The sequence below is a fragment of the Serratia silvae genome (assembly GCF_023282985.1).
Classification (GTDB): Bacteria; Pseudomonadota; Gammaproteobacteria; order Enterobacterales; family Enterobacteriaceae; genus Chania; species Chania silvae.
Genome location: NZ_JAGQDC010000086.1, coordinates 1 through 249 on the forward strand (window position 1 = coordinate 1; position 249 = coordinate 249).

Consider the following 249-nt stretch of genomic DNA (forward strand, 5'->3'; position numbering starts at 1 on the left):
GCCGAGCAGCGCATAGCCCTGGGCCGGTGAGTAGCCGAACTTGGTCAGGTAGTTGATCGCATTCAGGCACGCCTGGCGGTAGGCGATGTTGACGTCCAGGTAGTGCTGCTGGCCCTGCTCGTCCACCGAGATGCCTTCGAAGATCAGGTAATTCTTGTAGTTCGGCGTGATCGGGCTCGGCTTGAACACCGGGTTCTTGATCCCGTACTTGGCCATGCCGCCCTTGATCAGCTCGACCTTCATATGCAC

Annotated in this window: 1 protein-coding gene; it reads right to left on the minus strand. The window is 59.0% G+C overall.

Features of this window, described 5'->3' with window-relative positions:
* Positions 1-249, minus strand: a 249-nt coding sequence (locus KAJ71_RS23340; protein ID WP_248947807.1) for an acetamidase/formamidase family protein, incomplete at both ends; no start/stop codon positions are given.